The sequence below is a fragment of the Alcanivorax sp. HI0083 genome, from assembly GCF_001635175.1.
The window spans coordinates 1-12,422 of record NZ_LWFX01000895.1 but is presented as its reverse complement, the minus strand read 5'-3'; the positions used below and the strand labels follow the sequence as shown (position 1 = coordinate 12,422).

Here is a 12,422-nt window from a genome sequence, read left to right as displayed (position 1 = left end):
CCATTCTTGCGGTTCGGCGCGGTCTCTTCTGTAAGATGATTGTCCAGCTCGGCTTGCATCGCGGCTTCTGTGAGCTGCTTGATCAGCGGCGTGAGAATGCCGTCTTTGCCGGTCAGGTCTTTGCCTTCCTGTAGGGCCTTGAGAGCAGCATCAATGTCGAATGTGGGTTTGGTCATGTATCACCTCTTTGGTGTGTAGATTAAAGAAGTGACACAGAATTCTGAACACTACCCAGGCCCCCCCACCGCACATGGTGTCAGATGGACACAGTCTCCACACACTTTGATAATCGCGCAACTGTGGTCACGGCTGGGATAATGCCAAACTAGATAACCGGATCGCCCAGCTCTTCCTGAATATCCTTGAACTCTTCAGGGTAGGCTCTTTTCAAAGAGGCGTACTGTAGGAAGTTACTTTCAGCCATCTTGGCATATACGCGCCTGCCATCATCAACGATGACATTGGATAGATACCCAATCACGGTGTAGTTCTTGTCTTGTATCACCTCTTGTACTTTTTGATCTCCAAATGAGCTGGTGTAGGAGTAGCCGGGCGGGAGCGGGTCATTACCAAGGTCGGCGAATACTGACGTTGAGTAAACCTGTTCCCCCGTACTTCTCTGGACGACGCTCACCTCTAGGGAGAATTCCCTGATAGTGTAATCGGTGTTGTTATCGAGTTCGGCTTTGATGGCCAGCGGCCCCAGGAATTTTGCTTCCATCGCTTCTAGGGCCACTGGCAGGTCTTTCATCGACGACAAGATCTTTTCTCTGCTATCTAGATAGAGGCCATGGAGCTCTCGGAGCATAAAGAGATCTTCTTCCCTGCGAATGTCGGCAACGTACTGTTCATGCTGCGCGACTTTGCTGATGACCTCCCCGTAGGTGAGGCCATGAAGTGACTCAATGTCATTTTGAGCAAAATTGATACCAGGCTCTTCAGGATCCTGCGGGAGTTCATACTGTTCTGTATAGAACTGGTACTGGCGTTTGAACTGCTCCTCTTCTTTACCATCCAAAGTCTCTAAAATCCCGTTGTACGAGACCCGGATCATGTTGTCATTCGAAGCATCAAATGTTTCACCGCAGCCGGTCATGAATGCTGCGAATAATAGAGTGATGATCAGTTTGTTAATCATTGTTCAATACCTTGCGTGTCAGAGTTCGTGTTAGATCATTGGCAATGGAGTTCGAGGCTGCTGTCGTGGGTTCCGGTAAATGCATGACGGAGATCTCTGTTTTCGTATGCATAACCGACCGAGAGTCTCATCTGCCGGTCGCCATAGGTGCTTTCATGGTGTTTTTCATCTGTTGGCTTTTTAAGCCCGACCCCACCCTCAATCAGAACGAAGGTGCCGTTTTCGGCGACAGACCAGCGGAAGAACTCATAGGCTGAGGCGACATTAAACCCAGACAAGATCTGGTTAACTTTGGATAGAGTGGTTTTGTTGTTGGCTATTTTGTTCTTTTCCCACCGGTCAAGCTCTTCCAGCCTCGCTGTCTTCTCATCGGCTTTTTTTGAGTGATATTTGATGAGCCTTTTTGTTCGATCTGATTCGGCAGACTCAACTTCTGATTTGAGATGATCGATAGAATCCAGCTCTTCTTGGCGCTCTTTCTTGAGTCTTGCCCTGAAGGGGTTGGGGGAGGTGTCGTTTAGGGATTCCTCGCATTTTTCAGCCAGAGCAACCAGTCTTTTATGGTAGTAGTCGTTGACGCCTACAATCTCGCAGCGGTACTCGACTAGATCTCTTCCACGGTTATCTTGAACCATTTGCCAGCTGGTGCTTTCGCACATGGACCGGTTGTCAAAGGTTTCACCGATCTTGAATTCTGGGTGGGCGTCGAATCGCCCTTCTTTGACGATGTCTATATCGCTGGCGCCATCCAGGCAGCCGATAAGTGATGTAGCCAGAAAAAGGCCTGCTATCAGTCGAAGGCAGTCATTGCCCATGGTTTTCTCCTTTTTTGTGCTTCGTTCTTCTTTGGTGGGATGAGCCAATGCTCTGAGGCGACCCTTAATCAGATGATTAGGGTGATTAGATTACTTAATGTTTCCTATAGAGTACATAGGGTGCCCTAACGGGCGTTAATAGGCTTCTCATAACCATCCAGACTGCTTTCTTTACCTTAGATGGCAGGTCAGCATTTGATGGAAATTCCGGTTGCCTTTGGCAAAGCAGTCAAGATTAGGCGTATTGAGCTGAGTATCAGCCAAGAGGATTTGGCTAACAGGGCAGGGCTCTCCAGATCCTTTCTGTCCGGTGTTGAGCTGGGTAATCGACAAGCCTCGGTTTCAACGGTGTGGCGTCTGTCCGAGGCATTGGAGTGCCGCCCTTCAGATCTATGGTTGAAGGCTGAAGTGCTGATCGTTGGCGAGAGTTAAGAATTCTCGCCATGCTTACTTACTTTCGTTGTTTCCTGTTGCGGCCGGCGTAAGTGGTGAATTGGTCAATTTCTGTTTGAGCTTTTTCGTTGATTGAGCGTTTGCTTCGGATTTGGGTGCCGTCTCTGCTTGAAAGAACTCCTCAGTAACCTGCAGCCCTTCTTCTTCCCCATACTCGAACCAGGCGTTCAACAGCCCGGCCTGAGCAACCTTGTCCAGCTCCGTCTGGTGAATCCCCAGATTCTCTCGCCCCTTGGCTTCCTCCCTGGCGTGGGTGACGGCTTCTTTCAGGGGCTGATCGGCCCGCAGGGTTAGATCCACGTAGTAGATCGGTGCCCGGTGGCTCTGGGTGGTGCTCTTGCCGCGCAGCTTGAGCTCCAGCGGCAGGGTGGCCAGGTTGCCGCCACTGATGGCGTGGAAGTAGCGCAGCCGGGCAGCCAGGGTACGGATGCTGTTGTAGCCGGTGGTCCGGAACACGAAACAGCCCAGCTCATCGTCATTCCCGATACGGACATACAAGCGGCCATAGGGCTTACACAGCCCGTGGCTGCCGTAGTCGCACAGATCCGGTGACGGGCAGGGGAGCGATTCCAGTCCATTCTCGGTATGCCGCCGGCATGTCTCCCCGTTGCCTGCACACAGCGGCCTGCCACTCTTGCGGTCAAAGAAGGTGTATTCCGCCCGTAGATTCAGGTCCGGATCGTTGAACGGCAAGGTGACGGGAATGCTGCGGAGCTTGTTGCCCTTGGTGTCCTGGCGCAGGGCGTCATCCAGCGGGTGGGGCAGCCAGCCTTCCTTGGTCTGGATCTGGGTGGTGATGGTGAACTGATCGTCTTTCTCGGGCAGACGCTTGCCGTTCTTCTCCACCACGCGGCCGATGCTGATGCGGCCAATCACGGGGGGCGTAATCGCGAGTCCTTTAATCATGGGATGCTCCTGATGGATAACAGGCATAGACGCAGCCGGGCCAGGCCCGGCTGTTATGCCGTGAGTCGTAGAGGGTTAAGCATTGGGGCGAACCAGGAAGCGACGGCTCCCGGCCTTGTGCTTGGGGTACTGCTTGAGCAGATCAGGCTGATCCTGCAGGAGAGCTTTCGTGTCCAGGCTAGTGGAGTCCTTGCTTCGCTTCCAGGTCACAGAGCCCTCTGTGAAGGTGGCCTTGCTGGCCAACCCCATGGTCTGCTGGATGCGTTGCTTGAGGGTGGATTCCCGGTTGCTCAATCGGCCCAGGGTGTCACGCAGATCCAGTAGCTCATTGAAGTCGCCTTCGATGGCCGGGTTGTCCGTGAGATCCATGGTTTCCCCTTTGTCCTGGGGGTAGAGCGCTTGCAGGGCGTTCCCTGCTGAGTCGGAGCCATCCGGGTCCGGTGGCGTGTCCGCTTCCACCAGCTGCCAGAACTCCCGCTCCAGCTCGTACAGGTGAGCGATCAACGCCTCATCCCGTTCGATCCGATGAATCTGCAACTCCTGTCCGCAGATCAACACGGCCACATCGGCAGCCTGCTTTCCGGTGACCGCTAGCTGATGCTGCACTTGGCATTGGATGTACTCGGGAACCCCATCGGCCCAGAGCTTGGCGCCGTACTGGCCGGTGGTTTTGCACTCGAGGATCTGTACGTCATCGTTACCCACCACGGCGTAATCCAGATTGGCGAGCATCCAGGGCTTGTCTTCATCCGGGTGCTGCAGAACGGAATTCACCCGCCGAACCTTGTTGCCGGTGATCTTGGCGTAAGCCTCGGCCACCTTGGGCTCCAGCAGGGTGCCCCAGTAGAGCGGCGATTGGATGTCATCGGGATCAGGCGCGGGTAACAGACCATCGCGCCCGGTCTTGATCATCCACAGCTCCAGCGGTGACTGGTACGGGCTGATGCCGACGGCGGCAGCCGCATCACTGGCGCCAATGCCCTGCTTGCGGATCTTCAGCCAGTCCTCCCGGCTCATCTGCTTGGTAGAGACAAGGCGCAGTGCCGGGCGCTGGGTAGGAGTTGTGCTTTTCGGTTGTGCCATGAGTGTTCTCCTGACAAAGAAAAGCCCCGGCACAATGGCCGGGGCTAGAAGTAAGGGAAGGGGATGGAGAGTGAGTGATGCCTAAATGGCATCATGCGGCGCGGCCTGACGACGAGGGTGGCTCATCACCTATCTCGAAGAAGTCATTCACCAGCGCTTCGATATAGCGTTCGGCTTGCTTGTCGCTGGGGAGGTGGCCGGTAGTAAGCAGTTGCTCACCCAGCCATTCGCCCAGCTCGCTGACCACTTCGTACTCGAAGATGCCGGGGCGTCCACGGGGTTCGAACCAGATGTGGGAGACGGTTTGCCACAGTGGGTCCAGGTATTCACAGGAGGCGATGATCAGCTCGATGCAGCCACTGTCCCAGGTCTCCAGGATGCGGCGACTGCGCCCCGGATCGCCGGGGTGGCACATCAAGCCTTCATGCAGGAACGCGCCCCACACCGCTGCCAATTCAGCAGGCATAGGGCGGCAGTCCCATACCGCCAACAGGCGGTAGAGCCATTTCAGATCCATGGTGTTCTCCAGGTTTTTTTAATGCGGGAATAGAGAGGGGAAGAAAAGATCCGACCGGTATCAGGCGACCAGCAGGGAAGTTTGCTCCAGAGCACGTTGCTTGATCTGGGCACCCTTGCCGAACCAGGCCGAGTCCAGCCGGTTGTCGGTGCTGCGGGCTCGTCGCTCATGGTCCACGAACTCGGTGACCGCATTGAGCAGGCCGTAGGCTGTGTTCTTGGCGGACGTCAGATCCGACCCGCGACCGGCACCCTCATACAGAGCCATGGCTTTCTTCATGGCCTGTTCGTTGGCCTTCACCGGCATGCCCGGTGGCTGATAGCCGGTGTCGGTGAAGATGGTCTGCATGACCTTCTTGGCGGTCTTGCGGGTAATGCGGCGCTCGCTGAGGGCCTTCAGGCGATACATGAAGTCATCCCAGGCAGAGACAGAGATGCCTAGCTGCTTCTTCACCGACTGCGGATCAAAGGTGGTGTTGTGGCGTACCTTCACCGCATGGGTATTGCCATTCAGTGCCACCGCAAGGGTGTTATTGCAGACGACCCGGATACTGGTGAACTGCGCCGTGGTAGCCAGGGTGCCGTCACAAGCCGTGGCCAGCAGCACATAGCCGTTGGTTTGGTCATTCCCAGCCAACGTGCCGGACTGCCCGGTACGCGCAAGCGCCCAAAGCTTGCGGCCCCCTTTCAATACGCCAGCGGTCTCCAGCTCGAAGCCGGATTGCTCGGTGAGATCCCGGTAGAACTCCAGCACCTCACGGGGCTGAACCACCTTAAAGCGGTTGCTCACTACCGACAGGGGCTCTTGATTGTCAGAACGGAACAGCACCTTCTGATCCGGGAACGATGAGATCTGGCCGAGCGCGCCGGCTTCGCTGCTGATAAAGCGCACCGGGGTCTCACGGATCTCCCAATCCATGCCCGCTTCGCGCATCCAGACTTCCAGCGGCTGTTGGCTGGCCAGCTGGTTGCCCAGCCCGTGCCAGGGGGTACGGCCTACATAGGCCATGTTTTCGACAAGATGTGCCATGGTGAATCTCCTGTTAAAGAGGGAATGCCCAAAGGGCAGGGTTAGAGCCAGCCGCGCTCGGCGAGGCTCACGTAGCTGGAACGGGACACCACAAAGTGGTCCAACACCCGCACATCGATCAGTGCGAGGGCGTCCTTGAGGCGTTTGGTGATTTGCCGGTCGGCAGTGGAGGGCTCACTGCAACCGGAAGGGTGGTTATGGGCGAAGATGATGGCTGCGGCATTGCAGTCCAGAGCGCGTTGCACTACCACGCGGGGGTAAACAGCGGAGCTATCAATGGTGCCGTTGAACAAGGTCTCGAAACTGAGCACCTTGTGCTTGTTGTTGAGGAAGATGGCCGAGAAGACTTCGTTTTTCTCCTGTGCCAGAGCCAGTTGCAGGAACTGGGCGACATCGGTAGGCGCGGTCAGGGCCTCCCGGTCGGTAAGCTCATCCAGCAGGATGGTGGCCGCCGTACTGACGATCTCCTCGGGTTTAACGCAGCCCTGTACGTGGTACAGGCCCTGCTCGTTCTTTACGAAAGTGGGAATATCCATTCAGGCCTCCAAAGGGGCATAAAGAAGCCCGCACAAGGCGGGCTTCGGAGTGGTGGGCAAAGGGAAGAGGGGGTTACTCAGAATCGAGGCGGAAGCTGTGTCCGCAGTCCAGGCATTCCAGGTTGTCGAGATAGGTCTCGTCGAGCTTGGCTCCCAGCGCGGCACCGGCTTCACCTCCGGCAACGCCACCAGCTAGACCGCCGAGCACGGCACCTGCGATACCGCCGATGGCGGACCCGGCAGGGCCAAACGCCAAGCCGACAGTAGCGCCAACCCGAGCACCACTGGTCGCCATGGCAAACCCACTGGCAGCGCCGGCAGCCGTGCCAACAGTCCCGCCAACCTTGCGGCCATTTTGCAGGGCGACGATTCGGATGGAGCGGCAGGACGGACATTGAATGATCATGAAACCTCCATGAGATGGGGTCAGGAAGGACATTCCTTCCCGGCTTCATGGAGGTGATATGTGTTTGAAAATAATTAGATTAGAGCTGTTTATGTGAAAGCCAAGGAGATAGAGGCGCTTTGATAGGTTGTCAGAGTTTTATGTCTCTTTTTGCTGCCTGTAGTCCGTAGACTTTTGTAAATCACATGTGTTGAATTGCGATCGTGAAAGACGAGAATATGAATAGCAAAATTCGCTATTCAGTTGGGGGTAATGTTCGCCCAAATGGAAGTGCGCTCTATGTCGCAAGAGAAGTTGTGATAAATGTTGTTTGGATAGATGCATGCACTATCGGCTGGATCATATAATCCAAGAAGAGTGCGAGGGCTCATGCTAAGCTATGTTAGTGTGCGGAGTTTTCAAGAGCCCGCCTAGAACCGCACGCGGAAGAAAAGTGAATAAAGCACAGGTATTGCCACCATGGTAAGCAGAGTGGCGAAGGCAAGCCCCCCCATGATAGTAATCGCCATGCTCGAAAAGAAGGCGTCCCACATCAGAGGTATCATGCCGAGAATGGTGGTGAAGGCCGCGAGGATCACGGGGCGCAGGCGGCTGACGCTGCCATCGACTAGTGCATCTCTCATTAGCTTACCGTCCTTGACCTGTGCGTCGACTTCGTCAATTAACACGATGGCATTTTTCATCAGCATTCCGGAAAGGCTGAGGAAGCCGAGCATTGCCATGAAAGTGAATGGCTGACCAGTTAGTAACAGGCCGATGCTCACGCCACAGATCGACATTGGTACGATCAGCCAGATTATCAGCGGCTGACGGACCTTTCCGAACAATAATACTGAAATTACCAGCATCACAAGGATCCCCAGCGGTACCTGTTTCGCCAGGGACGCTTGCGCTTCGCTGGCTTTCTCATATTCGCCGCCCCATTCCAGAGCATAACCTTTTGGCAGCGGTAGAGTTTCCACCGCGTTATGTAATTGTCGCAATGCTTGGTCGGCAGTCAGGTCGCCAATCGGTTCGGCCTGAACTTTGAGCGCGCGTATACGGTTGCGCCGATGAATAAGGGATTCTTCGGTGGCAATTTCTAGTCCGCTTAGCACCTGGCTAACAGGAACGTAGGTCTGTTCGGCGCTGCTCCACATAACACGGTTGCCGAGTTTGCTGACGCTGCCACGTTCCTCGCTGGGAGGACGTACCACAATTGGTATTTGCGAGTCATATTCGCGGTAGGTGCCGGCTTGGATACCGGTAGTGGCAAATAGTGATGACGTTTTCACTTCTGCACGGCCAACGCCGGCGATACGTGCTCGTTCTTCATCGAAATGCGGTACCACGACAACCTCCCGCGTACGCCAATCGATTCTGATATCTTGCACAACATTACTCTCTTGGAAAATTTGTTGTGCTTGCTCACCAAGTTGACGAAGCACAGCAGGATCGTTGCCCTTAAAGCGTGCCTCAATCTTGGCCCCGCCACCAGGGCCGAACATCATCGTTTGTGGGTACACCTCGAGGGACGGATATTGGTTTGCTAGAACTACTCTTAATTCATCAATCAGGCCGTTAATCAACTGACGATTAGTTACGCGCACGATCAGCTGACCATAGGATGGATTTGGTAGCTCCGGTTCATAAGTCAGCATGAAGCGGCTGGCGCCCTGGCCAACAAAGGTGGTGACTGCTTCTACTTCATCGTGAGCGAGAATCAGACTTTCTATTTCGCTTATCTGCCGCGCGGTTTCTTGTATATCGGCACCCTGACGTAGCCACACATTAAGGTAGAACATTGGCATGTTCGATGGCGGGAAGAAAGCATGTCGAACAAAACCGAAGCCGACTATCGAAATTACGGTAATCATAACTAGTGCGGTAACGGTGATGCCTCGGTTTTTTAGTGCAAGCAGAAGGATCATGCGGTACTTGCCGTAGCTTGCATGCGCGTAGGGATCTTCGCCTTCTTCATACTGGTGGCCATCAAACAAATAGTGGCCCATAAGTGGCGTAACAGTGATCGCCAGCAGCCAACTTAACAACAGTGAAATGGAAATAACTGCGAACAGCGAGAACAGGAATTCGCCGGTCACGTCTTGCGACAGGCCGATCCCGGAAAATGCCATGATGCCGATAACAGTGGCGCCAAGCAGCGGGATTTGGGTGCGACGACAGGCTTCGCTTGCGGCATTCTCGGCACTTTTGCCGCGCTGGATACCGATTAGCATACCTTCGGCAATGACGATGGCATTATCAACTAGCATCCCCATGGCGATAATCAAGGCGCCGAGAGAAATGCGCTCCATTTCGATGGCAAAAATTGCCATAAAAAACACTGTGCCAAGCACGGTAAGTAAAAGGGTGCTGCCGACGGCAACTCCGACGCGCCAGCCCATGGCCAGACAAAGGACACAGATTACAATAGCCACTGACAATGCAAGACTGGCAAGGAAGTCATCAATCGCTTTGTCAACCACAAGGTGCTGCTGGTAAATCGGCTTAATATGCACACCTAACGGAATATGGTGGCGAATTTTATCAAGGTGCTCGTTGACCGCGTGCCCTACCTCGACAATGTTGGCATTTTGCAGGCCGGCGATAGCGAGGGTGAACGCCCTTTCGCCATCATAATTGATAAGTTCCCTGGGGATATCGTCGGTAGCGCGGTATACGGACGCCACATCGCTCAGGCTGAATTGCTCCGTGGAACCGGGTCGACCGATGCGTAACGCCTCAATGGCTGCGACTGAATCAAAACCGGGTTCGCCGCTAATGCGAATGCGGCGTCCATCGATTTTAAAAGAACCGCCGGATTGCATGCGGTTTTCCGATTGTAGAGCGTTGAGCACTACTTCCAGCGGAATGCCGAGGCTGACCAGGCTTTCTTGGGAGATATCCACATAAATGACTTCTGACGGCTCGCCTGCGGTGGTGACTTTCGACACATTTGGCACATTCAATAACTCGCGGCGTAGGAAGCGCGAGAGCTCGCGTACCTCGGAATCAGTTAGGTCTGGTGCGACGACCGCAAAGAAAATTCCGAACACATCGCCATAGTCATCATGGACAGTGGAATTTAAAGCCCCAATTGGCAGGAAGCTTTGTGCGTCACCGACCTTGCGTCGCAGTTCATCCCAAACTTGCGGCATTGTGTCGCCGTCATACTGGTTCTTTATCTCGACCTTGATAATAGACTCACCGGGTCGAGATCGCGAGGTCAGTCGTTTCAGCTGTGGTAATTGCTGGATGGCGGATTCCAGCGGCTCGGTGATTTCCTTTTCTACTTCTACTGCGGTGGCGCCAGGGTAGGGCGTGACCACCAGTGCCATCTTGATGGTGAAGGCAGGGTCTTCGAGGCGGCCAATATTGTTCATTCCCCACAAGCCGCCGAGCAGGCATGCAAGTATAATCAGCCAGGTGTTGACAGGACGCTTGATGGAGGTGCGTGCGATATCCATGAGGCGCCCTATCAGAATCCGTTGAATGGGGTTACGGGCATGTTATCGTGCAATAGCCGCACGCCAGCACTAACAACCTGTTCGTTACCTGAGAGACCGGCGACCAGAGCGTGGCCCTGCTTGGTGACGCCATGTACCTTGACCGGCTGTGCAGTCACCACAGATTTTTTCGGTTGGTAAACCCACACACGGAATTTGCCTTCGGCATCGCTGTCAAGTGCGGACTGGGGAATGTCAATCATGGCATCCGGGCGGTTGCTGGCTTCACTTACACGCACCGTAACGGTCATACCCGGTAAAATTGTCTTTTCGTGCTGGCGCGCCAAGCTGAAGGTGACGCGATAGGATTGTGCTACGGAATTCGGCTCAGTTTCATGTTCGTGATATTTGAGCGGCAACGGATGCTCCGAGTCGTTACCGAAAATTGCGTCGGCCATCAGTCGTTCCGGTGATTCAAGAGTCGCCATCAAGTTCTCCGGGACGTTGATGTGAACACGGAATTCCTCCACGTTTTGCACTCGCACGATTTGTGCGCCAGCGGGTACGTTGGTGAACGGATCGACCAGTCGTCGTGTTACCAGTGCATCGAACGGTGCGAGGATGCGTGTGTAGGCAAGGTTTCGTTGTGCTGTAACAAGAGCAACTTTACGCAGTTTGTATGCGGTTTCGGCCTGATCAAATTTTGCTTGCGGCAGTGTGCCCCGTTCGAACAAGGTACGGGTTCTCTCAAGATCGCGCGAGGCCTGTTCGAGTTGTAGTTCAGCTTCGCGCACCGCGAGTTGATAATCAGATGAATCAAGCGCGGCGATTAGTGTTCCCTTAGCAACAAACTTGCCCTGATGGACCGGCATATCGATGATGCGGCCACTCACCTGAAAAGACAGGTCTACTGTGTTGACTGCGTCGACGCGACCGACGAAGTGGCGAGCTGCTTGAAAGTTATTATTACTGCTGACTTGGTAGAGGCGGACCGTACGGGGCTCCATTGCTGCTTTATCATTGCCGCCGCAGGATGACAGCAACAGGGTAGCGTAGACCAAGATAGCAAGAGTAATGCAGCCATTGCGTAGCGGTATTGGTGACACGCTTTTGGCGTGTGAATGCATGCCGGAAAAGGATGCTGGATCTTGTTTCATTTGAGCAGATCCTTGGCCAGTCGTTGCAGTTGTTGGTAAACCAGCCTGCGTTGGTCGCTGGGTACCGGTGAGATATCAAGTAATTCCTGGAACAACAGGCCGTCGGCGGCTGCCCACAGCAACCATGCCGTGGGAGATTCCCGTTCTTCTTCGAGGATACGTTTGCGGGTTTGCTGAATGTATTGACGCAGCGGGTCGAGAAGGGCCGGCTGCTCAGCGGCTGAGGTCAGTATGGCCATGGTGACCCTGGGGTCGAGCACCTCAGGATCCATCCTTGCTGCAAGCATGGCGCGCAGGACGCTCCAGGGCTGGCCCGACAGCGTTTGCTCATGCGTCTCACGAACTGTTCTGGTGCGGGCGATTAGGCGTTCGAGCATTGCCTGGAGTAGGGCTTCCTTAGTGGCAAAGTGGTAGAGAAGCCCGCCTTTGCTGAAGCCGCTTTCACGGGCAACTTTGTCAAGGGTAATGCGCCCGGATCCGTGCTCTACGGCTATGCGCTGAGCAGCATCCAAGATCATGTCACGAGTGGAGGTGGTGTTCATGGCGGTTCCTAGTACGAACTACATGGTCTGCTTAATGTACCAACTAGACGGTAAAGTAGCCAGTTCCTTGGTCTTGGTGTGGATAGCTGTGTTTTAAGGGGTTGGATGATCGCCCGGGTTCGTTCATATGCTGTTGGTGGTTTGAATTATTCCTCTGGCATTGACATTTGGTTGTATGGCCAAATAACATGTTTCGAAAGTGCCGCCTTTTTTGCGGCTTGACCATCCTGAAGAGCCCTGTCTATTTGGAGGAGCCATGAAATCTATCCCGATTAAGCCGCGCAAAGTCGCCTTTGATGTCTCATCAGTGCCAAGGCACTGGAATGGCGGTGATCCCGTGCTGACCCGCTTCTTTGATGCCCTCTCAGTGCATTTCCCGGAGGGGGAGCGCTTCTTTATCCAGTCAGTGCGTAAC

General features: G+C 54.6%; 13 protein-coding genes and 1 pseudogene. 2 read left to right on the top strand and 12 right to left on the bottom strand.

The window, feature by feature from the left end; genetic code table 11:
• The 3 genes and pseudogenes from A3754_RS08720 to A3754_RS08710 all read right to left on the bottom strand — a co-directional run.
• Positions 1 to 176 (bottom strand): annotated as a pseudogene (locus A3754_RS08720) (IS256 family transposase); the annotation flags it as partial.
• A gap of 149 nt (positions 177 to 325) precedes the next feature.
• Positions 326 to 1,138, bottom strand: coding sequence for a DUF6694 family lipoprotein (locus A3754_RS08715; protein ID WP_063519350.1), 813 nt, complete (start codon positions 1,136 to 1,138; stop codon positions 326 to 328).
• A 35-nt stretch (positions 1,139 to 1,173) separates the two neighbouring features.
• Positions 1,174 to 1,953 carry a hypothetical protein gene (locus A3754_RS08710; RefSeq protein WP_063519349.1) on the bottom strand — a complete coding sequence of 260 codons (780 nt, stop codon included), beginning with the start codon at positions 1,951 to 1,953 and terminating at the stop codon, positions 1,174 to 1,176.
• 180 nt (positions 1,954 to 2,133) lie between these two features.
• Between A3754_RS08710 and A3754_RS08705 the strand changes: the two genes are divergently transcribed.
• Entirely contained in the window at positions 2,134 to 2,385 is a 252-nt protein-coding gene (locus A3754_RS08705; protein ID WP_365869996.1) for a helix-turn-helix transcriptional regulator, read from the top strand.
• Positions 2,386 to 2,400: 15 nt separating this feature from the next.
• Here the strand turns inward: A3754_RS08705 and A3754_RS08700 are convergent, their stop codons facing one another.
• From A3754_RS08700 to A3754_RS08660, 9 genes are all read right to left on the bottom strand, one after another.
• Positions 2,401 to 3,312, bottom strand: coding sequence for a hypothetical protein (locus A3754_RS08700; RefSeq protein ID WP_063519347.1), 912 nt, complete (start codon positions 3,310 to 3,312; stop codon positions 2,401 to 2,403).
• 75 nt (positions 3,313 to 3,387) lie between these two features.
• Positions 3,388 to 4,395, bottom strand: coding sequence for a YqaJ viral recombinase family protein (locus A3754_RS08695; RefSeq protein WP_063519346.1), 1,008 nt, complete (start codon positions 4,393 to 4,395; stop codon positions 3,388 to 3,390).
• A 91-nt stretch (positions 4,396 to 4,486) separates the two neighbouring features.
• Complete coding sequence (locus tag A3754_RS08690; RefSeq protein ID WP_063519345.1) at positions 4,487 to 4,912, bottom strand: hypothetical protein; 426 nt, start codon at positions 4,910 to 4,912, stop codon at positions 4,487 to 4,489.
• Between the two features lie 60 nt (positions 4,913 to 4,972).
• Positions 4,973 to 5,941: a DUF932 domain-containing protein gene (locus A3754_RS08685; RefSeq protein WP_063519344.1), complete on the bottom strand. Its 969-nt coding sequence runs from the start codon at positions 5,939 to 5,941 to the stop codon at positions 4,973 to 4,975.
• A 41-nt stretch (positions 5,942 to 5,982) separates the two neighbouring features.
• Positions 5,983 to 6,477, bottom strand: a complete 495-nt coding sequence (gene radC / locus A3754_RS08680) for a DNA repair protein RadC (protein ID WP_035233489.1) — start codon at positions 6,475 to 6,477, stop codon at positions 5,983 to 5,985.
• A 73-nt stretch (positions 6,478 to 6,550) separates the two neighbouring features.
• On the bottom strand, positions 6,551 to 6,883 hold the full coding sequence (locus A3754_RS08675) for a hypothetical protein (protein ID WP_035233488.1): 333 nt from the start codon (positions 6,881 to 6,883) through the stop codon (positions 6,551 to 6,553).
• Positions 6,884 to 7,293: 410 nt separating this feature from the next.
• Positions 7,294 to 10,329: an efflux RND transporter permease subunit gene (locus A3754_RS08670; protein ID WP_035233487.1), complete on the bottom strand. Its 3,036-nt coding sequence runs from the start codon at positions 10,327 to 10,329 to the stop codon at positions 7,294 to 7,296.
• Positions 10,330 to 10,340: 11 nt separating this feature from the next.
• Positions 10,341 to 11,465 (bottom strand): efflux RND transporter periplasmic adaptor subunit, encoded by a 1,125-nt coding sequence (locus tag A3754_RS08665; protein ID WP_082872392.1) that lies wholly within the window; start codon positions 11,463 to 11,465, stop codon positions 10,341 to 10,343.
• Entirely contained in the window at positions 11,462 to 12,007 is a 546-nt protein-coding gene (locus A3754_RS08660) for a TetR/AcrR family transcriptional regulator (RefSeq protein WP_063519343.1), read from the bottom strand. The genes A3754_RS08665 and A3754_RS08660 overlap by 4 nt, the downstream gene beginning before the upstream one ends.
• Positions 12,008 to 12,263: 256 nt before the next feature.
• On the opposite strand from A3754_RS08660, the gene A3754_RS08655 reads away from it, so the two are divergent.
• On the top strand, positions 12,264 to 12,422 hold a 159-nt coding region (locus A3754_RS08655; RefSeq protein WP_197468579.1), incomplete at its 3' end, for a metal-dependent hydrolase.

Bases quoted from the DNA above. Each gene is read 5' to 3' on its own strand.
- A3754_RS08715 (WP_063519350.1), bottom strand. From the start codon at position 1,138: ATGATTAACAAACTGATCATCACTCTATTATTCGCAGCATTCATGACC.
- A3754_RS08710 (WP_063519349.1), bottom strand. From the start codon at position 1,953: ATGGGCAATGACTGCCTTCGACTGATAGCAGGCCTTTTTCTGGCTACA.
- A3754_RS08705 (WP_365869996.1), top strand. From the start codon at position 2,134: ATGGCAGGTCAGCATTTGATGGAAATTCCGGTTGCCTTTGGCAAAGCA.
- A3754_RS08700 (WP_063519347.1), bottom strand. From the start codon at position 3,312: ATGATTAAAGGACTCGCGATTACGCCCCCCGTGATTGGCCGCATCAGC.
- A3754_RS08695 (WP_063519346.1), bottom strand. From the start codon at position 4,395: ATGGCACAACCGAAAAGCACAACTCCTACCCAGCGCCCGGCACTGCGC.
- A3754_RS08690 (WP_063519345.1), bottom strand. From the start codon at position 4,912: ATGGATCTGAAATGGCTCTACCGCCTGTTGGCGGTATGGGACTGCCGC.
- A3754_RS08685 (WP_063519344.1), bottom strand. From the start codon at position 5,941: ATGGCACATCTTGTCGAAAACATGGCCTATGTAGGCCGTACCCCCTGG.
- radC (WP_035233489.1), bottom strand. From the start codon at position 6,477: ATGGATATTCCCACTTTCGTAAAGAACGAGCAGGGCCTGTACCACGTA.
- A3754_RS08675 (WP_035233488.1), bottom strand. From the start codon at position 6,883: ATGATCATTCAATGTCCGTCCTGCCGCTCCATCCGAATCGTCGCCCTG.
- A3754_RS08670 (WP_035233487.1), bottom strand. From the start codon at position 10,329: ATGGATATCGCACGCACCTCCATCAAGCGTCCTGTCAACACCTGGCTG.
- A3754_RS08665 (WP_082872392.1), bottom strand. From the start codon at position 11,465: ATGAAACAAGATCCAGCATCCTTTTCCGGCATGCATTCACACGCCAAA.
- A3754_RS08660 (WP_063519343.1), bottom strand. From the start codon at position 12,007: ATGAACACCACCTCCACTCGTGACATGATCTTGGATGCTGCTCAGCGC.